This window comes from Vibrio chanodichtyis (genome assembly GCF_028863985.1).
GTDB classification, from domain to species: Bacteria; Pseudomonadota; Gammaproteobacteria; order Enterobacterales; family Vibrionaceae; genus Vibrio; species Vibrio chanodichtyis.
This window is the reverse complement of sequence record NZ_JARBFT010000002.1, coordinates 314,007-340,313: the sequence shown is the minus strand read 5'-3', so window position 1 is coordinate 340,313 and position 26,307 is coordinate 314,007. Positions and strand designations below refer to the sequence as shown.

The following is a 26,307-nucleotide window of genomic DNA, read 5'->3' as shown; positions in this document are numbered from 1 at the left end:
ATAGATAGCCTCATGCCGTTATTTATAATAAATACTCTAGATTAACCTAAATTCAATAATACAATCACACAATGCGATATATGAGTTTTAGATATTATATTTATTATTAATACTAACCAGACAGACATCTAGAAAAACTCAAAATAAGAAATCAAAATAAAAACCAAAACAAAACATGATGAATATATAATGAACAATAAATAAAACAACCAAAATCGACCCAACAAAGACAAAAAAGTAAAAACAGAAACTTTCAAATTAAATTACAATAATGATTTTTAATCTAAACATTGAGAAGACAATGTAATGCCGTAATCAACTGAATTAGGAATATTATTTGTAATATTATAACCATCACATTCAGAAGCGTTCTTTTCCGAACAGCTTGCTATGATATCAAAATTATAGGCTTCATTATTACATGAAAAACAGACTGAGACATCACAGGATGGCAGCCTTGGAGGACTAGTTAATTGATACGGCTTAACGTTATATATAATGACTCTTAAATTATGCAATTCCTCAGAGAAACTTTTCTGCTTACACAATAAACCGATCAAATGAACGGATAGATTTATAGAGATTAAAATCATAAGTCTAGATAGAGTTTCACCCTCACATTTTAAAAAATCTTCACCTTTCTCGTTCCTGTACTTGTCAGTAAATAATCTGTTCGTTTCAATCAAGTTTTTGACATATCCGTCAGCTAATATTTTTTCCTGTAAAGAGGAAATTTCATTCATACTTAAATCTGAATAATTTACTTGAGCTAGTATAGACCAGTGCTTTACTAACATGAATGATGTAAGCTCTTCTACTATTGAAACTATCGCTAAAGCAGATGACTCCGGATGTTGAAATGCGGAAAGATCCAACATAGACAAATCTAAGTCAGCAATTTTTTTTGACTGTGCATTTGGAACACGAATCGACTGCAAAAAGTGGGCTAACTTAATTGGAAAATCAAATTCAAACTCAGGAGAAAAACTGATACTCAGAGATGGTTTAAAAATCACAAAAGCGTGTGGAATGTCATATGTAGCAATCGAGACGTTTTTTTTAATTTCATTATGATTTTTTTGTGTAGACAGCCCCTCATGTGGAAAATAGGGCTTAATCATGTATCTTTTGGTGAATTTACCAAAATAAACGGTGTTGACCCCCCCTTTGCCAATCACTTTTAAGAAACCAACTCTACTTAAGGTATCAATCTGAGACTTTAATCGACTGCTGGCAATCCCTCCCATTAGCTTCTGGATTTGATGGTCACTAAGCCCTTGAACATATCCGAGGTGATCAGAATGCATTAGAAAAATGGCTATAAGAAGCAAATTGGAGTTTCTTAGCTTTACTCCATGCAATGCTTCAATAGCATCTACATGCTCTCTAATAGCACTAGAAAAAAGATAACCTACTCGACTAACAGAAGACTTTAAAAGCTCTCTTCGTAACTTAGACATCGTTTCTGGATGAAAATGAAATGTTTTATTTCCATTGCTATCACGATGGACGACGCCTGCTTTACATGCTTCTAAGTGAGCAAGGACCTCTGCTATAACCTTTGGAGTAACACCAAACCTTTGGGTCAAACGAGCGATCCTTACATCGATAGCGTTATTGTTCTTCCTCAATAAATCAAAATAAAAAACGATCAACAAGTACCTAGCTTCAGGAGAAAAACTCCTCAAACCTTCAAGTTCTCTCAATAACCAACTTCCATTTTTCATCATATATACCCTATTTTTAAATAGGAAAACATCTCAATATTACCTTTAAAACAAGTTTTAAACCAGTTATAGTTTTAATAAGAACAAAAAGTAAAAAAAGGATCACAAAATGAATGAAAAGTCAATATACAATAGGATAAAATGGTTAAATCCTAAAAATAGTAAAATGACAAAATGGTTAAGAGGATATGCCATAAAGCATTCTTGGATTAACGAATTTGTAAGAAGTCGACCGTTAGGAATTAGGGATATTGGGCAGCTTAGTGATCAAGAATTTTGTGAACAATTTATACAATCGTGGTCAGCGAAGAGAACTATTGATGACGAAGATAAACATAGAATAAATCTAATAAGAAGCGCCTGGTCCAGCTATTCAAAAAAAGAAAAAAATGTAACGTTGTCACTAAGCAATGATGCTCAGAAATCATTGTCCTCTTTATCTAAGACGTTTAAAAAATCAAAAAATGAAATTGTAAACACTCTTTTGCTCAAGGCTACTGAGTTAAAACGAATGCAAAAACTTTTAAAAGACTCATTAAATCCTATGGAAGACAACTATAGGTATAGAAAAAATCAAGAATACTTAAATGCTTTTTTTGACCATAATGAATTGATATATAGGCTAGAAAAGCTTGAGGAAGAAAACGAACAATTGAAAATTAAGCTAGAAGAAAAGAACAGAGAAGACAGATAATCTACTGCTTATTTATTAAATTTTGGTTTGCCTATTTTTGGGTTTTTCTCTTTAAATAGAGAAAAAGCCTCGTATTCCATATAGGCCACGGCTCCCATTAGCTTTAAGTCAGATACCGTTCTTTTTTTTACATCGCAAATGACCGGACAAATAGCAACGTATAAATCCAAGCCATCCCGCCATTTATCATACCAACCAAGCTGACTTCTAATTGTGTTACCTCCACTGTGACCTGAACCTCCATTTATTGAACGGTTCAATTGATTCAGTCTCCTCGTATACCGGACTTCGAATTTGACATTCCGATGTATACTACCTTTTCAAGATTCACTTCTTTTCCTGTAAGATCTTCTGAAGTTATGGCTAAAGCGTAGATAGCTGGAAAGCTGATATTTTCTATATTTGCCCGATCCAGCCAATAATACCATTTAGTAAAGGTTAACTTAGGAAGTGTAACATCTCTCATATTGAACCTTATTATTTATAAATGTGATACGTATTTAACGTTAAGGGGTGAGTGGTGCAATGCCATCTAACCCATTGTGCCGTAAACACTAAAGCCGATTCAAACTGAGAATGCCAAGCGTTGTGAATCCGTCTTAAACGCTTTGTTAGGTGAATTAGTACGATGCACCATTTATCTTACGGACAGGGATACTCGAAAGCACTTCATTTTCAGCCATTCTCATATTTACCGCCAAGATATCTTCGGAACATTTCTCCGTTGTCACGTAGTGAGTTAAACAGCCGCACGAGTTGCAACGATGAAATTCTACTTCTTTATTTCCCCAATAGTAGAAAGTGGTTTTCTCATTCACGTTGATTTGAACTTGCTCGGGAACAAAGTATGCCCAAGCCGCAGCATAACGACGGCAAATAGAACAGTTGCATTCGCCAATTTCTTGAGGAAATACACTCAACTCTAAACTTACATTTCCACAGTGGCCCCCTCTGGCAGGATAGTTGTCACTGTTAAAATTTAACCAGTTTGGGTGGTAATGAGTGAGTTTTGAATCGCATTCCAACAGAAAGAAAAGAAGCCATATTGAAGAAGCTACTGCCTCCTTATTCAATGTCTGTAAGCCAAGTAGCAAAAGAGGAAGGTATTAGCACAGCCACCCTGTATCATTGGCGGCAGCAACTTAGACGTTCAGGAGCCGCTGTGCCAAATAGTCATACTTCATCAGAGCAGTGGTCTGCTCAAACTAAACTCGCCATTGTCGCTGAAACTTACTCGATGACGGAGAATGAACTCAGTCAGTATTGTCGCGAGAAAGGCTTGTTCCCTGAACAAGTGCAAGGTTGGCGAAGTGAGTGTATGCAAGAGCGTGAGGCTGAAGCCAAGAAACAAGCTAAAACTGACAAACTTGAAATTAAAGAGCTGAAAAAAGAGTTACGCTTTAAAGAAAAAGCGTTAGCGGAAACAGCGGCGCTATTGGTTCTTCGAAAAAAGCTGAGAGCCTTTTACGGGGAAGAGCCAGAGGAAGATTAACCTCAACCGATGAAAGGCAATACTTGCTCACTCTTATCCACGATGCCAAGCGAAGTGGCTGCCGTCTAGAGTACGCCTGCAATGAAGTTCAAATCGACTTGAGAACGTATCGACGCTGGTATCAGCGAGGTGAAATACGGACAGACAAAAGACCGACCTGCGTTAGACCTGTGCCTGCTAACAAGCTATCACCGCAAGAGCGCAATGCGATTATTGAGGTGTGCAACCGCCCTGAATACGCAAGTTTACCACCAACTCAAATTGTCCCGACGTTGCTTGATAACGGTGAGTATATTGCTTCAGAGTCGAGCTACTATCGGGTTTTGAAAGCAGAAGGTCAGCTTCATACCCGAGGTCGTCAGCGAAGTCGACAAAGGCAGGCTAAGCCAACAAGTTATACAGCAACAGGTCCCAATCAAGTGTACACATGGGACATTACGTACTTGCCATCTAGGGTTCGCGGTCAGCACTATTACCTCTACGTGATTGAAGATATCTATAGCCGAAAAATCGTTGGCTATGATGTCTACGAATGTGAATGCGGTGAGTTAGCGTCACAGTTATTGCAGCGGACGCTGATGCGCGAGCAATGCTTTAATCAGCCGCTGGTACTTCACTCAGACAATGGTGCGCCAATGAAGTCATTGACGTTCCGAGCGAAAATGGATGAGCTAGGCATCACCTCATCATACAGTCGCCCGAGAGTCAGTGATGATAATCCGTATGTTGAGTCGCTGTTCCGCACAGTGAAGTACATGCCTAGTTGGCCAATAAAAGGCTTTGAACAACTCGATGCAAGTCGCAGCTGGGTTGAGGCGTTCGTGCGTTGGTACAACACCGAGCACAAGCACAGTAAGTTAAATTACGTTACGCCATCAGAGCGTCACAGTGGTAAAGATAGCGAGATTTTAAGACGTCGTTCTGATGTGTTGTCGGTAGCAAGAGAGCGACACCCAGAGCGTTGGTCAGGCAAGATTAGGAACTGTGAATCCGTTGGTGAGGTTCATCTAAATCCAGAAAGAAAAGCCGCTTAATAACTAAGCGAATGATGACAACTACCTTGAAAAACGCCGGGGGTAACGTTTATGGCTCATGGACACCTCTTTTTTAGCTAGTTTATCTAACTAAAAGGTACCTAGGAAATCAGTACCGCATCAGTGCAAAAATGTATGGGATCTCTGGCAAATTACATCCCAACCTCCTCAAATGAGTTAGATGGATACAATAACTAATCTCAAGTACAATAACCGTTATTCTAATTAACCACGACAATCTAAATTTTTATGTACCCCATTTTGTACCCCAAAAAAATTTAGAAAAACATTAAGGTATAATTTTCAAATGGTTAATAACAAAATCCAGTGGTTTCCTGGCCATATGCACAAGGCTCGTAAGGAAATTGAAGAGGCGATTCCACAAGTCGATGTGATTATCGAAGTGCTAGATGCACGGATTCCGTTCAGTAGCGAAAATCCGTTGATCTCACATCTGCGGGGCGAAAAACCTTGTGTTAAGGTGCTGAATAAACGTGATTTAGCCGATCCTGAGTTAACTGAACTGTGGATTGCCCATCTTGAGCAGGAGCAAGGGGTAAAAGCCATGGCGATCACCACCGCCAATCCACAAGAAGTGCATAAGATCCTCGATTTATGCCGCAAGCTTGCACCACAGCGCGAAGAGATTGGCAAAAATATTCGCACTATGATTATGGGGATTCCTAATGTAGGAAAATCGACCATTATTAATACCTTAGCTGGCCGTGCTATTGCTCAAACTGGTAACCAACCGGCGGTAACGCGTCGCCAGCAGCGGATCAATCTGCAAAATGGGATTGTGCTTTCCGATACGCCGGGAATTTTATGGCCAAAAGTAGAAAACCCACACAGTGGCTTTCGTTTGGCCGCCACTGGCGCAGTGAAAGATACGGCGATGGAATATGATGAAGTCGCCTTCTACACCGTAGAATATTTGGCGAAACACTACCCAGCAAAACTGCAAGAACGTTATCAGCTAGAAGAGCTGCCAGAAACTGATGTTGAATTGATGGAAGAGATTGGCCGTAAACGTGGCGCGCTACGCGCAGGGGCACGAGTTGATTTGCATAAAGCTTCTGAAATTTTATTGCACGAGTTACGTCAAGGAGTCTTAGGGCAAATTACCTTAGAACGGCCAGAGATGATCACCGAGGAACTCAAACAAGTTGAGCTCGATGAAGCACGTAAAGCGGAAGAAAAAGCTAAAAATAAAGAAGAACGTCGTAAACGTTATCTGCGTAATAAACGTTAACCGTCGAGCTTGATAGTAAGCACATAAAAGGCGAGTTTAAACTCACCTGTTATGCTTGTTTCTACACTGATTTTTTAGCGCAAAGTAACCTATACCTAAACAACTTGGAGTTGCAGGTAGACGGCAAGTGAGTGAGTCCCCATGAACATAGACAAACTATGTGATTGGGATGAACGAACGTCGCCAACACCGCTGCAACTTCAAGTTGGAAGGGGATATTAGGTTTGCGCAATACCCGCCAAGCGAAGCAGTATGCTTTCTAACTCATCCCACGGCATTGATTGTGAGTCAATCACTTCTAAACGCGATTCAAATCCCTCTAAGCTCATTTCAGTCACTGAAACCACGCGATTGGCCACATTAAAGGCATAACAGCCACGATCGGTATTCAATACGCCTTTCACTCGTTCAGCGGTTAAGTCATTGAATAATTGGAACAGCAGATCAAAGTTGAACTGGTATTCAGCGCCAAACAGCCAGCCACAACTGAAATAGCCCTGACCTCGATTCTCTTTGCGTACAAAAGCTTGCTGGGGCGCAAGCTGAAATTGCGGCTCTGCCGTGGCATGGTGGTGGTGATGGGCATCAATGTGGCTTGAAGCATGACCACTTAAACGCGGCATATCCAGTAATTCCATCGGAAATTGCGCTTGGCGGATCAACTGACTGAATGCTTTGGCTGGCTGCTGCTCCGTCACCCAATCATTAAACACCTCAATATCGTGGCTACAACACAAATCTACCTTATTACCCAAAATGATATCGGCACTGGCCAATTGATCATTAAAATTTTGGTTGCTGAGGTATTTATCCATACTCAAATGACGAGGATCAAGCAAAGCAATGGTCGCTTTTAAATCGATATAATCTTGGTACTGGGCTGAAATTAATGTGGCAACCACCTGCTTAGGATGACCAAGCCCAGTAGGTTCAATAATTAAACGATCCGGTTTTTGACGCAGCAATGCATTTATGCCTACTGACATAGGCACCCCCGCGGTACAACATAAACAGCCACCAGGCACTTGTTTAATCATTGCCCCCTGCTCACTCATTATTGCCCCATCAATGCCAATTTCACCAAACTCATTGACCAGTACCGCCCACTTTTGATCGGCAGGTTTTGTGGCTAACAAGTGCAAAATCGCGGTGGTTTTTCCAACGCCTAAAAAACCGGTAATAATATTGGTTGGTACTCGATTCATCATGCAGCTCCTTTGTTGGCGGCAGTATATCCAAAAGCCTAACCAGAAGCAGTGTGAAATTTATGATCTGGACAAACGGCAGCGTAGCGGGCTCAACACAATGGCTGATAAGCAGATGTAAAGGTAAACTGAATGCAAAAGGCGCACTGAAAAGCGCGCCTTTTTCCTCGTAAACTCAAACGTGAGTTTTGCGAATTCGCTTGGCTTCGTGTGCAAGCGTCTCTTAGCCGAGGTAGTGATATGTTGTTTTGATTCCGTCCAAATTGTCTGTAAGGCTCCATGTCCTCCATCTGAAATGTTCTCACTAACCTTACGCTTTAACTATGGCACATAATATTAGATATGCCATATCAGTTATTCATATTTTGCTATAAATCTTATTTTTATTAGAATAACTTATCAAATCAATTAGATGCATAGATCAATTCGGCAGTCTTATGATCGCAACACTGCAATCGGGTCAAATGCTCATTCAGCCAGCATCCTTACACATCTTGGCTTAGTGAACCAAGCAACCAATTTTTACTTATGCATCAATTCAATAAACAAACTTACTATAACCCACTCACTGCAAATTTAGCAGCATTGCACAGCAAAGCGTGATCAAACACACGAAGTTACATTTTGGAAACGAAGTCTCATTGATAACAAGGTATAATGCGAGTTTTATCATTAAAAACCAGCGCTGTGTACATTTTTGCCCGAAACTATTTAACTCAATTCTTGATTGTTGCGTTTGTACTGGCGTTCATACCTTCGCTGTATTTCATGCATCAAGTCAGCGAGCTTGAAACCCAAGCAGTGAGCAGCGTCGAAAAGCAAACTCGCTTACAACTTGAGTTTAGCCGACACGACCTACTGCAGATGTTGCAAAAATCTCATCAGTTAACACAAGAACTAGGTAAAAGTGACACCTTAGTAGCCGCCAATCAGACCTTGAATCGGACAAATCTCCAGCAATTAAAAACTTTATGGAATCTCACTCTCCGCTCTCAAAATATTTTCTCATCATTCCAGTTACTGGATTTACAAGGCAAAGAACAGCTACGCGCAATCTATGACGGCAATCACGTCAAATTTGTTGAATCAGCGCAAACCTCCGGTACTTTTAATCAACAAGTGCTCAATCACTACCGTCAGCAACCAAATCAACATGTTTGGGTCAGTGGACTAGCAATAAACCCTGAAGACCCTTCGGGTGCACTACCCACTTTCCGCTTTGTCACTCGAGTTGAGGCCAAAAATCAAGCCAGTGGTTTTCTGATCGTCACGGTAAAACTCCAGTCTCTCTATCAAAGACTTTCTTTTATTTATGATCAATTTGACTCACCGGATGTCTTCAATCTTGCCGGTAATTTATTACTAAGCGAGCGTGCTTTGCCCCCTTCAAGCCAACCGCTGGCCTACCACAATTTTGCAACTCAGCACCCTGGTTTATGGCAAACCATCCAGACCGAACCACAAGGGTTTGCACTCTCAAATAAAACTTGGTTTAGCTACCTAAATGTTGCGCTCAATTCTCTACTCCCTGACACTAAACCCTTGGTATTGGTGCTCAGAGTCAATCAACAAGAAATTAAGCAAACTTATGCCGATGCACGCTGGTCATTAATCCGACAAGCCATCACCGTCTTCTCTCTGCTAGCAGTCATTGCGGCAGGATTTGTTGCGTGGAATATCAACCATCAAAAAAATAGCCTTGATAGTAAGCTGGCACGAGCGGCGATGGATGGCATGTCGGCGGTGATGATCACAGACCGTAATAATCGAATCATCAAAGTCAATAATGAGTTTACTCGTTTAAGAGGCTACTCATTTGAGGATGTACAAGGCAAACAACCCTCTATCTTTACCTCTGGATTGCATAAAACTGAGTTTTATATGCAGATGTGGAAAGCGCTACAAAGCAAAGGGGTGTGGGAAGGTGAAATCATCAATAAACGCAAAGATGGCACAAATAATACCGAAATTCTACGCATCCAAAGCATACGCGATGACAGTAATATAATTCAATTTTATGTAGCTTCTTTCGTGGATATTTCACGCCATAAAGAGTTAGAACATCGCCTGCGTGAATTGAGTGAAAAAGATGCATTAACCGACTTATGGAATCGTCGTAAATTTGATCAAACCATCGAGCTAGAATGTGCCAAAATCCGCCGTTACCCGAAGATGGCACAAAGTTGTCTAGCGATTGTGGATATTGACCACTTTAAACGGATTAACGATAAATTTGGGCATACCGAAGGCGACCATGTATTACGAACGGTGGCTAAAGAGATCCAAGATCAGCTACGGGAATCGGATTTTATTGCCCGAACTGGTGGTGAAGAATTTGCGATTATTTTCCCTTACACATCATTAGAGGAAGCCGAACGGGTGCTTAACCGGATCCGTCATTACATTGCCACCGTACACCATCAGCCAGTCACCATCAGTGCTGGGATCACCACGCTGTGTAAAAAACCAGAAAAATCCTACCAACGTGCTGATCTTGCGTTGTATGAGTCAAAAGCTTCTGGGCGTAATCAAATATCGGTGTTAACCGAAGCCGAAATGGATCACTTAGCGTAATGTAACGCGCGACCCAGTTACCATATAACTAAGATCCACCTCGCAGCTCAAGCGGGTTCAAGCACTCACCCTATTGTTGTACCGCTCACCACACCTCTCACTTGCCTATCTTGTACTACGCTTAAAAAGCGCCTTAGATCACATTTTGTGCCAAGCCAATACCCCACTTTGCCATCAATCTATTTCAGGGAGATACTCTATGCAGGACACTTTAGCGGTGATTTTGGCGGGCGGCATCGGTTCACGCCTTTCCCCACTCACTGATGATCGCGCCAAACCTGCGGTACCTTTCGGCGGAAAATATCGGATCATTGATTTCACCTTAACCAATTGCCTGCATTCGGGATTACGCCGCATTTTGGTGCTGACTCAATATAAATCCCATTCACTGCATAAACACCTACGCAATGGTTGGTCTATTTTCAATCCTGAATTAGGCGAATTCATTACCGTGGTTCCTCCACAAATGCGTAAAGGCGGCAAATGGTATGAAGGTACCGCCGATGCGTTATTTCATAATATGTGGCTGCTCGCACGCAGCGATGCCAAATATGTGGTGGTGTTATCAGGTGATCATATTTACCGAATGGACTATGCCGCGATGCTGGAGGAGCATATTGCCAACCGTGCCGCCCTCACCATTGCATGCATGGAAGTACCTCGTCATCAAGCCTCTGCATTTGGGATAATGACGATCAATCAACAATCCCTTATCACCAGCTTTGTCGAAAAACCTAGCGACCCACCTAGCCTGCCCAATAAACCAGATTCTAGTTTAGCTTCGATGGGGATCTATATTTTCAATATCGATGTGTTGAAAAAAGCCTTAAGCGAAGATGCTGAGCTTGAGCAATCGAGCCATGACTTTGGCAAAGATCTCATCCCAAAATTAATTGAAACCAGTAACGTATTTGCCTATTCGTTCTGCTCCGATAAAGGACGTGTCGCTCGAGATTGTTATTGGCGCGACGTGGGTACGATAGATTCATTTTATGATGCCAATATGGACTTGCTCCAACCCGTGCCACCAATGAATTTATACCAAAAAAACTGGGCGATCCGTACTTATGAACAACAGCTCCCACCCGCCAGAACAGTCTCCTCGGCCACGGGTAACGAAGGCGTGTTTATTAACTCGATTATCGCCAATGGTGTGATTAATTCTGGAGGTTCGGTGCAACACTCAATCATCTCATCCAATGTACGGATTAATGATGCAGCGCAAATCATTGATAGCATTTTATTTGACGATGTCGAAGTGGGCGAAGGTTGTAAGCTGAAGCACTGTATCGTCGACAAGCATGTCATCATCCCTCCCTATACTGAAATTGGGGTCAATCCCGATCAAGATGCCAAGCGGTTCCGTATTTCTGAACAAGGTGTGGTTGTGGTGCCGGAAAGCTACCAATTTTAAGAGTAAACGTCACCAAGATTGCTGCAGCTTCAAGTTAGGCAGAGTATAGTGATAGCAAAACAGCGAGGTGAGTAAAATGCATTTCAGTTATGTCAACCCAACCAAAATTCATTTTGGACAAGGCCAAATTGCCCAAATTGGTCAAGAGATCCCGAAAGAAAGCAAAGTATTAGTGTTGTATGGTGGAGGTTCCATCAAACGTAACGGCGTGTATGACCAAGTGGTCGCCGCTTTAAGTGAACATCAGTGGGTCGAATTTGCTGGGGTTGAGCCTAATCCAACCAAAGAAACTTTGGATAAAGCCGTCCAGATAGTCAAACAGCAGTCGGTCAATTTTATTTTGGCGGTAGGTGGCGGCTCAGTGATTGATGGCTCGAAATACGTCGCTGCGGCAGCATTTTATGCTGGTGACGGATGGGATATTTTGACCGGACACCACATAGTGCAACAAGCGACTCCGATTGGAGCGATTTTGACTTTGCCAGCCACAGGCTCTGAATCCAATACCGGCGCGGTGATCACCAAAGCAGAAACCCAAGATAAATTGGCATTTTTATCTCCTGCGGTTCAACCTCGCTTCGCGATACTGGATCCTGATGTGATGAAAAGCTTACCGGAACGCCAGCTGGTCAATGGTTTGGTTGATGCTTGGGTTCATGTATGCGAGCAATATTTAACCCTACCAAGTCAAGCGATGGTACAAGAAGGGTACGCCGAAGTACTGCTAAGAAACTTGTTGATTTTAGCTGGAGATTTTAGCAAACGAGATAATGATGCATGGCGTGCCAATCTAATGTGGACCGCCAACCAAGCCTTAAATGGTTTGATTGGAACGGGAGTAGCACAAGATTGGGCAACCCATATGATTGGTCATGAACTCACCGCTCTGTGGCATCTAGATCACGCACGCTCACTGGCCGTGATCCAGCCTTGGTTGCTACGTAATCAATTGGAACACAAAACCGCTAAACTCGAACAGATGGGCAAAAATGTGTTTGGGTTACCACCAACCGATGATCTTGCCCAACAAACCATTGCGGCGATTGAAAAGTTTTACCACCAACTCGGCGTTGCCACTCAATTTGGTGATCATGGCATGGAAAAAAGTGCCGCCGTTGCAGCGGTGATCGAGCAACTGACGGCACACGGCATGCTAAAACTCGGTGAACAAGGCACCATCACCTTGCAACAATCACGCGCAATACTCGAACAAGCCTTGTATTAACTATTGCTTAACTTGCGGCTGCTTTGCGTAATTTTCAGCAGCCGCTCAACAAAATGATCGTATTCACAGCCGAGACATAAAACCGTATCGCCCTCAAATACTAGCGGCGTTTTCAATAAAAGTAGTTGAATAAACATCAATTTTTGGTTATCAAGCCTTAATCCAAAAACACTAGGAAATCCGGTAATGAAAAAAACCACCCGCACGATGGCAGCGCATAAGCACGTTGCTCTTGTGGCTCACGATAACTGCAAAGGTGAACTACTGCGTTGGGTTCAAGAAAATAAAGAAAAACTGCAACGTCATTTTCTGTATGCCACGGGTACCACCGGTCATATGCTCAGTAAAGAGACTGGGCTAGCCATCAAAAGTATGATCAGCGGCCCGATGGGCGGCGATCAACAGCTTGGCGCATTAATTTCTGAAGGGAAAATTGATGTGTTGATTTTCTTTTGGGATCCACTTAATGCCGTACCGCATGATCCTGATGTCAAAGCTCTACTGCGTATCGCCAGCGTGTGGAATATTCCCGTGGCCGCCAATCGCGCCAGTGCTAAATTCCTGTTTTCTTCCTCTTTAATGGAGCAGCAAGTCGAGATTGAGATCCCTGACTACCCAGCTTATCTTGCCGAGCGTACTTAACCTAAATCACGGGTTTGCTCTCCACTTATCTGGCTATCACGCAAGATAGCCTTTTTTGATCACTTCACTGGCCCACCGTTAGCTCACCAATAGCTGTTGGGAGCTGATCAGCTGGCAGCCTGCGCTTTTCATCGCTTGCCATGCCGCAGCACAATCACCCGGTTTGAGCTCCACCCCACGACATCCATCTTGGATCACCCAGGTGTTAAAACCGAGTGATCTCGCATCCAGCGCGGTAAATTTGACACAATAGTCTGTCGCTAACCCCGCAATATACAACTCGGTAATCCCATGCTGGTGCAAGTAATCGGCAAGTCCGGTAGCGTGCTGACGTTGGTTATCAAAAAATCCGCTATAACTATCCACATCAGGATGAGTACCTTTCAGCACCGTGTGCGTGATCCGCTGACTCTCCAAACCCGCAATAAATTCTGCGCCATGAGTCTGTTGCACACAGTGATCTGGCCACATCACTTGTAACGTGCCATTAAGTTCCAACACTTCGCCAGGCATTTTCCCCTGCACTGAGGCAAAACTGGCGTGCGCGACAGGATGCCAATCTTTGGTAGCAATCACGTGGCTAAACGTGGGGATCAATCGATTGACCACCGACAACACCGCATCACCATCCGGCACAGGTAGCGCACCGCTTGGAGAAAAATCATTTTGAATATCAACTAATAACAGTGCTCTGTTCATGATGTTATTCCTATGCAACTGCCGTTAAGCAAATTAAACGTATATAATCGAGCGCTCTTGTTCACTGACTCAGCGAGTTCATCGCATGAAACACTCTCGTACTGGCTTAAGCCGTATTTTTTACGCCACCGGCTACTCGATAAAAGGTTTGATCGCCGCTTGGAAAAATGAAGCCGCATTTCGCCAAGAAGTGATATTAGCCCTACCACTCACTATTGTAACTTTCTTCCTACCGGTGACGAAAATTGAACAACTCTTACTGGTGGGTTGCTTAGTGCTGATTCTCATCGCTGAGTTATTCAATTCCGCGCTTGAAGCCGTAGTGGATCGGATCAGTACCGAACACCATCAATTGAGCGGTCGCGCCAAAGATATCGGCTCCGCCGCGGTATTTATTGCCTTGTGTTTTGCCGTGTTCACTTGGGCATGGATTTTGTGCTAACTCATCATTGATGACCCAATCAAGGTTTGTACAGGCAAGCCTTGCATTCTCTGCCGTCTATTTTTGTTTAATAACCGGATAGTCGTCATTGAGCAACTCTTGCACAAAGCAAGAACCATGACCGCTGTAGGTGACCCATACCTTCTGCTTGGCACGAGTTAGCGCCACATAAAAGAGCCGGCGCTCTTCAGCATACGGGAAATCATCATTCCCTTGGGTTAACGCTCTATCCAGATGTAAGGCTTTAACCCGTGCCGGAAATTGCCCTTCATCGACCGCCAGAATAATCACATAATCGGCCTCTTTACCTTTGCTGCCATGGCAGGTCATAAACTCTAGACTGAGAGAACGATACCGCTGTTGCCAATCGGGTAAAAGTTCAGGCTGATGGTAGTGATTACGCCCCAATAACAGCACGCTTTTAGGCTGTTTGGCTGCCCGGTTAAGATCATCGAGGATTTTTTCCACCGAATTGCTCGCTGCCAGTACCACCGCTTTGGATTTTTGCGTTTTAAAGCTATTGAGTGTTTTCGGTAATTGGTTCGGGTTATGCTGAATGAACTGATTGGCTACCGCACCAATCTGATCATTAAATCGATAAGTGGTATCAAGAAAATGCACCGTAGAGTGAGCAAAACGGGCAGCAAAACCGGTGGTCAAATCCACATCTGACCCAGCAAATTGGTAGATTGACTGCCAATCGTCCCCCACCGCAAACAAATTGCACTGGCCTTGATTCTGTTCACACAACGCTTGCAACAAACGTAAACGTGACGGCGAAATATCTTGGTACTCATCAACCATGATAAATTTCCACGGTGAATGAAATTTACCTTGCTCAACATACTCAGTGGCACGATTGATCATGATATTAAAATCAATCTGATTTTGTTCATTGAGCATCTGTTGCCATGCTTGGTAGCAAGGCCAACACAAGGCTAGCTCACTGTTTAAACGTGGAAAATCGTCACTCTCAACCAAACGTTGCTGTAGCTCTTTTTTGCTTAACCCCAGTTGTGCTAATTGATCGAGCTGTTTTTCCAGCCATGCGATCAGTTTGGGGTTTTCTACGTGGCTACCGAGTTCATCATCTCCTGCCAAATAAGCAATCGGCCAACTCGCCAAATGCTTTTGCCAACGTTTAAAATTGCTTGGCGTCAACCAGTGACGCTTTAACCAATCAATGCACCACGCTTGTTTAAGCTTACTGTCGCTTGCCAACGGCGACATCACCACCGTTTTGCCTTCCACTCGATTCAAAATACGTAGCCCCAACTGATGGAACGTATTCACTTGCAAGCGTTCAGCCTCTAAACCTATTTTATTGGTCAGCCGCTCAGCCATCTGCTGTGCCGCATCACGCGCAAAAGCGACCATTAAAATCTGTTCTGGCTTAGCAAGGTGACTTTGCAGTAAATAAGCGACTCGTGCGGTTAACACACTGGTTTTGCCAGAGCCCGCCCCAGCCAACACCAAATTATGATCATCATTAAGTAGTACCGCGTACTGCTGCGATAGATTGAGCGGTGAAGATTCGCACTGTGAAAAGAGCACCGTCCAGTTGAGGCGTTCTCGCTCTAACCAAGTTTGGTTACGCTCCGATAATCTCGCCGAGGTATCTAACAACCAAGGCAACAAAGGTTCAAACACGCTAGGCAAACGCTTTTGCGCCTCATGCAGCGTCATCTTGATGTGGGTTAAATCGGCATACACCTGCGCCACCCAAGCTTCAATCGCAGAGTGTGCTAAAAAACAAGGCAAGCGAGTCAGACGTGATAATTCCTGCTGCCAACGAGGCACATACAGATTGAGCTGTTCACACTGCCGCTGGTGCCAAACCTGATAATGCGCCACCAACTGCTGAGCAAATGCGCGGCATTGTGGCCAAGGTAAACCTTGCACCAACCAACTGCGTTGTACACCCGATTCCGGATCGGCGAAAAACTGCAAACTGCCCCAACATAAACCTCGTCGGATCTGCACTTGTCCATTCCAGACCGAAAAAGGGATCCGCTCCTCGCTACTGAGCGAAGTCAACACCAGCCACTCGTGCTCAAGCGCCACTTGATAGTATTCGTTGGCGATAAAAAACTGTGCAGTCTTATTGGCATTTAGCTGCATTGGTAGAAACCTACTAACAAAGGTAGAAACCCACTAACAAAATTGTCGCCAATCATACCCCAATCCCTCGAGCCAATAAAAAGATAATGTCAATATTCTGAACCAGGCAGACCCTGAGAAATAATCTCCAATCAAGACAATCAGTAGTGAAAGGTCAATATTTATTTGTTTTGATCAGCATGTGATGACTTCAATCTGCTAAACTGGCCGTTTTCAACCCTGACTGATGTGTAGCACCGTGCCAAAAATCAACCAACTACGCCTGTATTGGGCCAATAAAACGGTTAACTACAGTATTTTGATGTTGCTGACGCTGCTCGGTGTAGTGATCCCGGCTTGGTATTACCAGCTCAACACTTGGATCACCCCGTTGATTTTAGGCGTGATTGCAGCGGCGCTGGCCGAGCGCGATGACCGTTTTACGGGGCGCTTGAAATCCATCACGCTAACTTTGATCTGTTTTGCGATCGCCGCCTTTTCAATTGAAATTTTGTTTAAGACCCCGTGGCTGTTTGCCATCGGTCTATTTACGTCTACTTTTGGCTTTATCATGCTCGGCGCGCTCGGCTCACGCTATGCCAGTATTGCATTTGCTTCGTTACTGCTTGCGATCTACACCATGCTTGGTGCGCACCAAAGTACCACGATTTGGCTGCAACCTTTGCTGCTGCTAAGCGGCAGTGCTTGGTACTACTTCATGTCAATGCTGTGGCATGCATGTTGGCCGATGCAACCGGTGCAACAAAACCTCGCCAACGTTTTTCTACAACTGGCCAATTACTTAGAAGCCAAATCCTCACTGTTCCACCCAGTTTCGGATCTGGTGCCTCAGCCCTATCGGATACTTGAGGCCAATTTGAATGCTGCCACGGTAAATGCGCTCAATCAGTGCAATGCCATCTTTCTGACTCGATCGAAACGGGGTCACGTGGATAGCGCGAGCGACCGCTTCTTAAACATTTATTTTTTAGCGCAAGACATTCACGAGCGAGTCAGTTCAACTCACTACCGCTACCAAGAGTTAGCGGATCATTTTGGTCGCTCAGATATTCTGTTTCGCTTTAAACATTTATTGGAAACCCAGGCCAAAGCCTGTCGTGATATCGCGCAATCGATCCGTTTAGGGCACAGTTACCAGCATCAGGCAGGATCGATTATAGCGTTGGATGAGTTGCAACTATCGCTCAATTATTTACGTCAGCAAGATAGACGCGATTGGAAAAGTCTACTCGGTCAGCTCGGCTACCTGTTGAATAATCTTGCCACCGTAGAAAAGCTGCTCAATAACGTCAGTAATCCGGATGTCGCAAAACCAGAAGAGGGCGAATTGAACGATACCGAAGCCCATACTTTAGGCAGCATGTGGCAACGGCTACGCGCCAATCTTACTCCTGATTCGCTGCTGTTTCGTCATGCATTACGTATGTCGCTGGCGCTCACTGCCGGCTACGGGTTGATTCAAGGTTTAGGGATTGAACGCGGTTACTGGATTTTGCTAACCACCCTGTTTGTGTGTCAACCCAACTACGCCGCCACCAAACAAAAATTGACCGCGCGAATCATTGGCACTCTGGCCGGATTATTGCTCGGCGTACCGCTGTTAACTTTCTTTCCCTCCCAAGAAAGCCAACTGTTGTTTATTGTGCTCTCTGGAGTGATGTTTTTCGCATTTCGCTTGAATAATTACGGCTACGCGACCGGTTTTATTACCTTATTAGTGCTGTTTTGTTTCAATCAATTAGGCGAAGGCTACGCGGTAGTATTACCACGCTTGGCCGATACTTTGGTCGGCTGTGCGTTAGCGGTGGCTGCGGTAGTGTGGATCTTGCCCGACTGGCAATCCAAGCGTTTGCACAAAGTCATGGCCGATGCCATAGAAGCGAATAAACAGTATTTAGCCCAGATCATTGGCCAGTATCGTATCGGTAAAAAAGACAGTTTAAGTTATCGAGTGGCGCGCCAGCAGGCCCATAATCAAGATGCGGCGCTCTCCGCTGCAGTCACCAATATGTTGGCAGAGCCAGGCCGCTATCAAGCGGCTGCCGGTGACAGTTTTCGCTTTTTAACCCTTAACCATGCACTGCTCAGTTATATTTCGGCCCTAGGCGCACATCGTACTCGCCTCGAGGATGAGAGCGTGCATCAATTGGTACTGGATGCACATCGAGTGATCCATCAGCATCTTGATCTGCTTTATCAGCAACTGTTCCACCACAGCGCAGAGTCTCATGCTCAGCACATTGATAATACAGGACTAGAAACTCGCCTCACCGAATGGCGCGAAGATGATGAAGGCTCGGCACGCATGGTGCTACAACAGCTACATCTGATTTATCGCATGCTGCCAGAGCTGCATTCGTTAGCCAATAAATTTGCTGTGAAAGTCGTCACCCCCAGCGAAGCATAAAGGCCGCTGACCATAAAGCCGCCGGCTCACTCGGCGGCTGGTGATCAAGCCATGTAATGGGTACCGCAACTCAGTACCCTAACTCACCGAAAAGTATCAACCTTTACTCATTGATGAATATTCTCATTATGGAGATAACCATTTCTTGTAAAAATGCTTACACTTTCTGGACAAAATAGTCGCACCGCCGCGCTAATTTCTGACTATGGTTATTGTAGGATTAACGCGACACAAAGGAGCCAAGCGATGAGCACCGATTGTCGAGCACAACTTCATCAAGCACCGTTTTTTAATCCAAGCCCATTATGGTTAATAGCGGAACACCAAATGAACCCTCAACAATTTTCCGATTGGAAAGCTCAACTGAGCAAATTAAGCCCGCAGCAGCTGCGTACGCTACAAGGCGATATTGATCGCTCACTGCATCAGGCGCAAGCCTCGCTACTCACCGAAGAAGAGCGCGAAGCCATTGCCCATCTGTTCGCTTAACTTAGGTTTAACTAGGTTGGTTTATTTAAAACTTGTTGTGATTTAGCGTGAGCTTACAGAACCCGTCAAATCACGCTCTAGCTCTACAAGCTCAATGAGTCAAAACCACATCACGCTGTGACACACTGACCCCTTTGATTTGCGCAAATACTGGCATACCCACGTCAAGTGCCAACTCAGCGTAAGCCCATTCGGTGACCACCGCCCACAAATAACACCCAGCCGCTAATTCAAGTTTGAGCGAGACACTTTTTTTACTCGGAGCTTGATGTTCAATCGCCACAATCTGGGCGGGTAGAATGTTGCGGATCGAACTTGCAATCGGTTTTTGTAACGCAATCGACACATCGTTAGCGCGCACTTGCATCCGCACACGATTACCCCGTTGTGCTTCAATCTGCTGCACCCAAAGTTCCACCCCTTCCGCCAAACAAACTTGGCTCAAACCATACTGCGGATGCTGTTGGGTCACCGTTGCGGTAAACAGCGTACTTTGCTCGCTGAACGATTGCCAAGGTCGCATCGCCTTTGATGACCACACTTGCTCGATGGGCCCAGCACTGAGCACTTGACCCTGCTCTAACACCACCAAATGATCAGCCAAGCGTAAAATTTCTTGTGTGCTGTGTGAGACATACAAGATCGGTAGCTGAAAATGTTGGGCTAAGTTTTCCAAAAAAGGCATCACTTCTTTCTTACGTGGCATATCTAATGCGGCCAGCGGCTCATCCATTAACAACAAATCCGGTTTTGATAACAGTGCTCGCCCCAGCGCAACGCGCTGCTTTTCTCCGCCCGATAAATCACGCGGATAGCGATCCAATAGCGGCTGTAACGCCAACAAATTGGTCACGCTGGCAAAATAAGCCGCATCTGGGCAGCTCACCCCATAATTTAGATTGCCACGCACGGTATAGTGTGGGAAAAGCCGCGCATCTTGAAATACATAGCCAATCTTACGCTGCTCAATCGGCAGATTAATGCCTTGGGTTGAACTAAATAGCGTGCGACCCGCAATATGGATCTCACCTTGCTGTGGTGTACTTAACCCGCTGATCACATTGATCAGTGAGGTTTTCCCCGCCCCTGAGCGTCCAAAAATCGCACAAATCCCCGCGGCGGGTAAACGCAAGTCAACCTCAAGACGAGTCTCACCTAACTGCTGCTGCACTTGTAAAATCAATTCGCCCATCATTGTACTCCCAAGCGCTGCTTAATCCGGCGGCTTAGCCATTCCGAGGCGAACAGTGACCCAAGTGCAATCGCAATCGAAATCACACACAAACGGGCAGCTTGCATTTCCGAACCCGGCGTTTCTAAAAAGGTAAACATGGCCAGCGGGATGGTTTGCGTTTCACCGGGAATATTCGACACAAAACTGATGGTGGCGCCAAACTCACCTAGACTGCGCGCAAATGCAAGCATCACCCCAGTTAAAATGCCCGGTAGGGTCAGCGGCAAAGTGATAGTAAAAAAGACTCGCACGGGTGATGCCCCCAAAGTACGCGCAGCTTGTTCCAGTTTTCGATCCACACTTTCTAAACTCAAGCGAATTGAACGCACCATTAACGGTAGCGCAATCACCATGCAAGCCAGCACTGCACCACGCCAACTGAAGCTAAAGCTGATCCCAAAAACTTGATACAGCCACTGCCCAAGCCAACCTTTTCGCCCCATACTAATCAGCAATAAATAACCAACCACCACTGGTGGCAATACCAAAGGCAAGTGCACTAGGCTATCAATCAGCCCTTTGCCAACAAAAGAACTGCGTGCCAACAGCCACGCCAGTAAAATGCCTATCGGCAATAACCATACTGTGGCGTAACCCGCCACTTTAAGGCTAAGCAGCAAGGCGGCCCATTCGTAATCGGTCAACACTATGCCTACTCGCTTACTGACTCAAAGCCAAAGCGCTGTAAGATCTGTTGCGCTGCCGCAGAGCGCAAAAATGCGACTAGCTCAGCATTAGCCGCTTTATCATTGAGTTGAACTAACGGATAACGTATCGCTTGATGTGACTGCTCTGGAAAATCGCTGACCAGCGCCACTTTATCACTCAATATCGCATCGGTTTTATACACAATCCCCAGCGGTGATTCCCCCCGTTCGACCAGCGCTAACACAATTCGCACGTTATTGGTTTGTGCCAAACGAGTCTCTAATCCTGACCAGACACCTAAATGCTGCAACGCCTGCTTAGCATAGACACCGGCGGGTACCGCATCAACCTGTGCCACCGCCAATCGAGAATCCGCCAAAGCAGCTTGCCATGCCGTGAGGTTTTGCAGATCAAATGCTTCAATTGGCTGCGCAGTAGGGCGAATCAATACCAAGCGATTTGCCGCTAAGGTGACCACCTGCTGTTTTTCTACCAACGATTTTTCAACCAGGTAATCCGCCCAGTCTTCACTGGCTGAAATGAACAAATCCGCTGGTGCTCCCACTTCGATTTGACGCGCTAAAGAAGAAGAGCCACCGAACACCGTCACCAATTTGACATCATGTTGCTGTTGATAAGCATCGACCAACGCTTCAACTGCATTGGTCATCGATGATGCCGCATAAATGCGTAGCGTCTCTTGCGCGCTAACCGGCAGCACATGAACCGCTAAACATAGCAGTAAAGTCATACGTTTAAACATAGAGATTTTCCTTATAAATCTGGCCATAACAGATCTAGATTAAGATGTTGTTCAATGGCATCGGCAATACGATTGATCGCCTGTTCTTGTATGGCTCGATGATCATACGGCTCAATACTGGCCGCACCCGCCCATTGACAAAGGCACTGCGCGGTTTCCGCCAAATCAAAAATACCATGTAAATAGGTGCCAAACAGTTGATTATCCTCACTAACTAGACCGTCAACATCCCCCGTATTCAGGATGATTGGACTAGGTAGTGGTTGCTGCCAATCAGAACGTCCGGCGTGGATCTCATAACCCTGCACCGCCACAGATTGACCATTGAGTGTCAACCTTCCTTGCACATTAGTAAGGCGTTTTTCCGCACTCAACTCGGTTTGCATCGCCAGCAAACCCAGCCCTTGGCTACTGCCCGCTTCACCTTCAATCCCGAGCGGATCATGCACCCATTCCCCCAGCATTTGAAATCCGCCACAAATCCCGATGACTTTACCGCCTAAACGCAAGTGACGCACAATCTCTTTATCCCAACCTTGGGCACGTAAGTAAGCCAGATCGGCCCGCGTCGATTTGGTGCCAGGCAAGATGATCAGATCCGCGCCGCGTAGTGATTCACCTTGCCTAACATAGCGAAAATCGATGTGCGGATTTAACCGTAGAGGATCAAAATCAGTGTGATTACTGATCCGCGCCAATACTGGGACCACAACCCGCAATTGGCTTTCTTCCGCCAACGTCTGATGAGCCGCAATTGCATCCTCAGCTTCCAGATCAAAACCGTGCAGGTAAGGCAACACACCAATCACTGGCTTACCGGTGGCTTGCTCTAACCAATCCAGCCCCGATTGCAACAAGGCAATATCACCACGAAAACGGTTAATCACAAACCCTTTCACTCGCGCCTGCTCCGACTCGGAAAGCAAAGCCAGCGTACCGTATAAATGAGCAAACACACCACCACGATCAATATCCGCCACAATGATCACGGGGACATCGGCAGCTTCAGCAAAGCCCATATTGGCAATATCATTGGCGCGCAAATTGATTTCCGCCGGACTGCCCGCCCCTTCAATCATCACCGCTTGATACTCATTTTGCAGCCGCTGAAACGAATCCATCACGGTTTCCAGTGCCACTTTTTTATAGTCATGGTAAGCACTCGCTTCCATATTCGATAAAGCACGCCCTTGCAAAATCACTTGCGCACCGGTATCTGAATTTGGTTTGAGTAGCACAGGGTTCATGTGCACACTCGGCGCAATCCCACACGCTTGTGCTTGCACAGCCTGAGCGCGACCAATTTCACCGCCATCAGGGGTGACGGCACTGTTCAGCGCCATATTCTGGGGCTTGAATGGCGCCACCTTGATGTTTTTTCTGGCTAAAACACGGCATAACCCCGCCACTAACACACTTTTCCCTGCATCAGAGGTGGTGCCCTGAACCATTAATGCGATTGATGTCGACATCATTTCACTTCACTGTCTGAATTTGACGCCATCATATACCGAAACCGACTGCAGTTGCAGCTTACAGCACATTGGCCAGCCGCTTATTTGTTTCATTCCAGCGTGTTAGATCATTTATTAATCCTTGAGCTTCCAAAAACCATCAATCGAAATAAATGGCCTGTAATTTGCTTACGATTACGGTATCTTTGCCACCTATTTGATTGAATGCGGACACCATCATGATGCGCAATACACTGCCATTTTCCTTACTCCTTGCCCTCGTGCTTGCTACCCCAACGTGGGCGAATAACTTTAATTACAACTTTGTTGAGTTTAGAACCGCGATGAGTCCACAATCTGGCGGCGCTGAATTCAGTACTTACTTTACCAATAACTCACATTTTATCGCCCGCATCGATTCTCAGTTTGAAAGCGATTGGGATATTGCCGGCGGCATTGGCTTTAACGGCCCAGTGAGTCCCTTTGCTGATGTGTATGGGCAACTGTTAGTTCACCATATCCGTACACCAAAAGAATTAGGTGGTAACAACGATACTCAGATGGAACTCAATGTCGGTACTCGTGTTTGGTTGACCAATCAAGTGGAAGGCCATGCACGGATTGGCCGTTTAGATGATCATTCGGTCGTAATTGCCGGGGTGCGTTTTCACTCCACTGATCAGTTAGCCCTCAGCGCAGAAGTACGTAATGCCGGAGTATGGGGACCACAAATTGGCATGGGCGTACGTTTCCAATTCTAATTTCAGCGTATCTGTTGGGCCAATCCTATACCCAAACAACTTGGAGTTGCAGGTAGGCGGCAAGTGAGTGAATCCCCATGAGCATAGGCAAACTATGTAATTGGGGTGAACAAACGTAGCCAACACCGCTGCAGCTTCAAATAGGAAGGGGATATTAAGCCTGCCACTACGGATCATAGATTCCATTAAGTAGCAAGTTGATCGCTTTGCATCGTTTAACCATCACGTTTATGCAACTATCGGCATTTCAAAGTGGTCAAGCGTACGAATTACGGTGTATAACTTAAGCAATCATCAAAGCAAATGAAGAGTTGGACATGGCTGTCGGTTCGAATGATCTGCATAAATTGGCATTACTGCTAAAGCCCGGAATGAAAGTCTCGGCCGAGATCCAATTTGGTCCCGAAGATACTTACATTTTTCACACCGCACTAGTTGGCCACAAGATCGAGCAATACATTGTGCTGGAATTTCCACAGGGCTGTTATGAAGCACTGGTGATGCGCAAGCTGAATAACGTGCAGATTATATTAAGGGGCATATGTGACACTGAACTCGGCCATATTTTGGCGTTTAAGAGTTCAATAATACAAGCCAGCTCCAAACCCTTCTGTGTGCTGTTTTTACGACCACCTAAACACTTTGCTACCAAAGCGATCCGTAGCCATGAACGCTACAAATTGGCTATCCCAGCAGAGCTCAATCAAGGCAACAAAAGTTATACTGGTAGCTTAATTGACTTTTCGGTTTCCGGTTGCGGAGTGTTCATTGCGGGGGAGAATGAGTTAAACAAAGGCACAGGTGTATCGATTAACAGTGAACTGGATCCTTTACTGCCAACGCACATCGACAGCCATATTGTTAATATTCGTCGCCAGCCCAACGGACATTTGATTGGTATTCAATTTGCCCAGCCGATCCAATTAACTGAGAGCTTGAAAAAACAGATTTTAGAGCAAGCTTTTCTCGCCGGCTCGCTGTAACACGTTGTGCTCAATCGATACTATCTTGTTGGCTAGCGCGGTCATCGCCGATCTGCCATCTACGTTGCAACAGTGCGAATGCAAGCTCACCCTGCACCAGTGCTTCTTTTTGTGCTTTCGGCAGTCGTTTAATGCGATATTCGACTTGTAAGGCGGCACGTTTTCCTTCCGGCACCGCCGCCGACCAAACCAATTTGAGCGGACCTTTACCACGCAGTGCTTTGGCACCGCGGCCTTGTTGATGCAGGGCAAAGCGGCGCTCAAGATTGGTGGTAATACCGCAATACAGTGCATTACCTGCAGTACGGACGAAATAGACAAACCAAGCTGGTGCAGACATTAGGCTAAATACTGCTCGACTAGCCCACGCAGCTCGGCGACTTCTGCACGTAGTGCGGCCACTTCCAGCTCTAACTGTGTCAATTGTGTCGCTGGCACAGCCTCAAGCTCTGCACTGGCAGCAAACTCAGCCACATCCACCGCGCCACAAAATAGGTGCTGATAACGTGATTCACGCTTACCGGGTTCACGGGCTAATTTAACCACCAAAGCACCAGACGCTCGGTTCGCTAACCGCTCAAGTACCGCTTCAGTTTGTTTGACGTCGCTAAATTCACACAAACGGTTACTGCGGGTGCGCAATTCACCAGGGGTTTGCGCGCCACGCAGCAGTAAACAGCAAATTAGGCCTAACTCTTGTGGATCAAGTTTTAAATCGCCAAATTCAGTATTGCAAAAACGGTGCTGATATTTACTGGTGCGACTGTTAAAGCTGCTTTCATCACTGGCTAAACGGCGCGTAATTAATCCAGCGACCGTATCTTGAACTTCGGCCTCACTCAGTGACAACACGGGTTCACGGTTACTTTTTTGATTACAAGCGATAGTGAGACTATTGAGCGTTAGTGGATAATGGTCTGGAGTGGTAATTTCTTTTTCAATCAAGCAACCAATCACGCGGGCTTCAAGTGGCGAGAGTTGGATATTCATCGTACGGTCCTTTTACTGGCGGGCTAGTTCACCATCCGTTAATTAAACTATCGGTTA

At 45.2% G+C, this 26,307-nt stretch carries 23 protein-coding genes and 1 pseudogene; 12 read left to right on the top strand and 12 right to left on the bottom strand.

Going from position 1 to position 26,307, the window contains the following annotated elements; genetic code table 11:
• Positions 1–278 precede the first annotated feature (278 nt).
• Positions 279–1,727: a hypothetical protein gene (locus tag PUN32_RS03560; protein WP_274721790.1), complete on the bottom strand. Its 1,449-nt coding sequence runs from the start codon at positions 1,725–1,727 to the stop codon at positions 279–281.
• A 109-nt stretch (positions 1,728–1,836) separates the two neighbouring features.
• Here PUN32_RS03560 and PUN32_RS03555 point away from each other — a divergent pair, with 109 nt between their 5' ends.
• On the top strand, positions 1,837–2,421 hold the full coding sequence (locus PUN32_RS03555) for a hypothetical protein (RefSeq protein ID WP_274721789.1): 585 nt from the start codon (positions 1,837–1,839) through the stop codon (positions 2,419–2,421).
• 8 nt (positions 2,422–2,429) lie between these two features.
• Here the strand turns inward: PUN32_RS03555 and PUN32_RS03550 are convergent, their stop codons facing one another.
• Positions 2,430–2,681: a hypothetical protein gene (locus tag PUN32_RS03550; protein WP_274721788.1), complete on the bottom strand. Its 252-nt coding sequence runs from the start codon at positions 2,679–2,681 to the stop codon at positions 2,430–2,432.
• A 360-nt stretch (positions 2,682–3,041) separates the two neighbouring features.
• Positions 3,042–3,365 (bottom strand): annotated as a pseudogene (locus PUN32_RS03545) (GFA family protein); the annotation flags it as partial.
• A gap of 65 nt (positions 3,366–3,430) precedes the next feature.
• On the opposite strand from PUN32_RS03545, the gene PUN32_RS03540 reads away from it, so the two are divergent.
• Positions 3,431–4,947 (top strand): IS3 family transposase gene (locus PUN32_RS03540; protein WP_406707949.1). Its coding sequence is split into 2 segments (ribosomal slippage): positions 3,431–3,875 and positions 3,875–4,947, totalling 1,518 coding nucleotides; the frame shifts between segments, so codons are not numbered across the junction.
• A gap of 307 nt (positions 4,948–5,254) precedes the next feature.
• Complete coding sequence (gene ylqF / locus PUN32_RS03535; RefSeq protein WP_166015341.1) at positions 5,255–6,199, top strand: ribosome biogenesis GTPase YlqF; 945 nt, start codon at positions 5,255–5,257, stop codon at positions 6,197–6,199.
• A 218-nt stretch (positions 6,200–6,417) separates the two neighbouring features.
• Here ylqF and PUN32_RS03530 read toward each other — a convergent pair whose 3' ends face one another.
• The gene (locus PUN32_RS03530; RefSeq protein WP_274721786.1) at positions 6,418–7,407 is read right to left on the bottom strand and encodes a CobW family GTP-binding protein; all 990 of its coding nucleotides are present in this window, start codon (positions 7,405–7,407) and stop codon (positions 6,418–6,420) included.
• Between the two features lie 684 nt (positions 7,408–8,091).
• Here PUN32_RS03530 and PUN32_RS03525 point away from each other — a divergent pair.
• The 4 genes from PUN32_RS03525 to PUN32_RS03510 all read left to right on the top strand — a co-directional run bounded on the left by PUN32_RS03525 (position 8,092) and on the right by PUN32_RS03510 (position 13,259).
• Positions 8,092–9,978, top strand: a complete 1,887-nt coding sequence (locus PUN32_RS03525) for a sensor domain-containing diguanylate cyclase (protein ID WP_274721826.1) — start codon at positions 8,092–8,094, stop codon at positions 9,976–9,978.
• A 199-nt stretch (positions 9,979–10,177) separates the two neighbouring features.
• Positions 10,178–11,392 (top strand): glucose-1-phosphate adenylyltransferase, encoded by a 1,215-nt coding sequence (glgC, locus tag PUN32_RS03520; RefSeq protein WP_274721785.1) that lies wholly within the window; start codon positions 10,178–10,180, stop codon positions 11,390–11,392.
• 76 nt (positions 11,393–11,468) lie between these two features.
• Entirely contained in the window at positions 11,469–12,617 is a 1,149-nt protein-coding gene (locus PUN32_RS03515) for an iron-containing alcohol dehydrogenase (RefSeq protein WP_274721784.1), read from the top strand.
• 186 nt (positions 12,618–12,803) lie between these two features.
• Positions 12,804–13,259: a methylglyoxal synthase gene (locus PUN32_RS03510; protein ID WP_166015336.1), complete on the top strand. Its 456-nt coding sequence runs from the start codon at positions 12,804–12,806 to the stop codon at positions 13,257–13,259.
• A gap of 78 nt (positions 13,260–13,337) precedes the next feature.
• On the opposite strand, the gene pncA is transcribed toward PUN32_RS03510, so the two are convergent.
• Entirely contained in the window at positions 13,338–13,958 is a 621-nt protein-coding gene (pncA, locus tag PUN32_RS03505; RefSeq protein WP_274721783.1) for a bifunctional nicotinamidase/pyrazinamidase, read from the bottom strand.
• 85 nt (positions 13,959–14,043) lie between these two features.
• On the opposite strand from pncA, the gene PUN32_RS03500 reads away from it, so the two are divergent.
• Positions 14,044–14,400 carry a diacylglycerol kinase gene (locus PUN32_RS03500; RefSeq protein ID WP_274721782.1) on the top strand — a complete coding sequence of 119 codons (357 nt, stop codon included), beginning with the start codon at positions 14,044–14,046 and terminating at the stop codon, positions 14,398–14,400.
• Between the two features lie 57 nt (positions 14,401–14,457).
• Here the strand turns inward: PUN32_RS03500 and helD are convergent, their stop codons facing one another.
• Positions 14,458–16,521: a DNA helicase IV gene (gene helD / locus PUN32_RS03495; RefSeq protein ID WP_274721781.1), complete on the bottom strand. Its 2,064-nt coding sequence runs from the start codon at positions 16,519–16,521 to the stop codon at positions 14,458–14,460.
• Between the two features lie 238 nt (positions 16,522–16,759).
• Between helD and yccS the strand changes: the two genes are divergently transcribed.
• Together yccS and PUN32_RS03485 are read left to right on the top strand one after the other, a co-directional pair.
• On the top strand, positions 16,760–18,928 hold the full coding sequence (yccS, locus tag PUN32_RS03490) for a YccS family putative transporter (protein WP_274721780.1): 2,169 nt from the start codon (positions 16,760–16,762) through the stop codon (positions 18,926–18,928).
• A 246-nt stretch (positions 18,929–19,174) separates the two neighbouring features.
• Positions 19,175–19,417 carry a hypothetical protein gene (locus tag PUN32_RS03485; protein ID WP_274721830.1) on the top strand — a complete coding sequence of 81 codons (243 nt, stop codon included), beginning with the start codon at positions 19,175–19,177 and terminating at the stop codon, positions 19,415–19,417.
• A 91-nt stretch (positions 19,418–19,508) separates the two neighbouring features.
• Here the strand turns inward: PUN32_RS03485 and modC are convergent, their stop codons facing one another.
• The 4 genes from modC to PUN32_RS03465 are packed head-to-tail and all read right to left on the bottom strand — an operon-like array spanning position 19,509 to position 23,537.
• Positions 19,509–20,609 carry a molybdenum ABC transporter ATP-binding protein ModC gene (modC, locus tag PUN32_RS03480; RefSeq protein WP_274721779.1) on the bottom strand — a complete coding sequence of 367 codons (1,101 nt, stop codon included), beginning with the start codon at positions 20,607–20,609 and terminating at the stop codon, positions 19,509–19,511.
• Complete coding sequence (gene modB, locus PUN32_RS03475; RefSeq protein ID WP_274721825.1) at positions 20,609–21,301, bottom strand: molybdate ABC transporter permease subunit; 693 nt, start codon at positions 21,299–21,301, stop codon at positions 20,609–20,611. Before modB ends, modC begins: the two co-directional genes overlap by 1 nt.
• Before the next feature lie 2 nt (positions 21,302–21,303).
• Complete coding sequence (gene modA, locus PUN32_RS03470) at positions 21,304–22,062, bottom strand: molybdate ABC transporter substrate-binding protein (protein ID WP_274721778.1); 759 nt, start codon at positions 22,060–22,062, stop codon at positions 21,304–21,306.
• Positions 22,063–22,073: 11 nt separating this feature from the next.
• Positions 22,074–23,537, bottom strand: a complete 1,464-nt coding sequence (locus PUN32_RS03465; protein ID WP_274721777.1) for a cobyric acid synthase — start codon at positions 23,535–23,537, stop codon at positions 22,074–22,076.
• A 221-nt stretch (positions 23,538–23,758) separates the two neighbouring features.
• On the opposite strand from PUN32_RS03465, the gene PUN32_RS03460 reads away from it, so the two are divergent.
• On the top strand, positions 23,759–24,277 hold the full coding sequence (locus PUN32_RS03460) for a hypothetical protein (protein ID WP_406707951.1): 519 nt from the start codon (positions 23,759–23,761) through the stop codon (positions 24,275–24,277).
• Between the two features lie 317 nt (positions 24,278–24,594).
• Positions 24,595–25,260, top strand: coding sequence for a PilZ domain-containing protein (locus tag PUN32_RS03455; protein WP_274721775.1), 666 nt, complete (start codon positions 24,595–24,597; stop codon positions 25,258–25,260).
• A gap of 10 nt (positions 25,261–25,270) precedes the next feature.
• On the opposite strand, the gene PUN32_RS03450 is transcribed toward PUN32_RS03455, so the two are convergent.
• Positions 25,271–25,600, bottom strand: coding sequence for a GIY-YIG nuclease family protein (locus PUN32_RS03450; RefSeq protein WP_274721774.1), 330 nt, complete (start codon positions 25,598–25,600; stop codon positions 25,271–25,273).
• Positions 25,600–26,250 carry a YceH family protein gene (locus tag PUN32_RS03445; protein ID WP_274721773.1) on the bottom strand — a complete coding sequence of 217 codons (651 nt, stop codon included), beginning with the start codon at positions 26,248–26,250 and terminating at the stop codon, positions 25,600–25,602. The genes PUN32_RS03450 and PUN32_RS03445 overlap by 1 nt, the downstream gene beginning before the upstream one ends.
• Positions 26,251–26,307 lie beyond the last annotated feature (57 nt).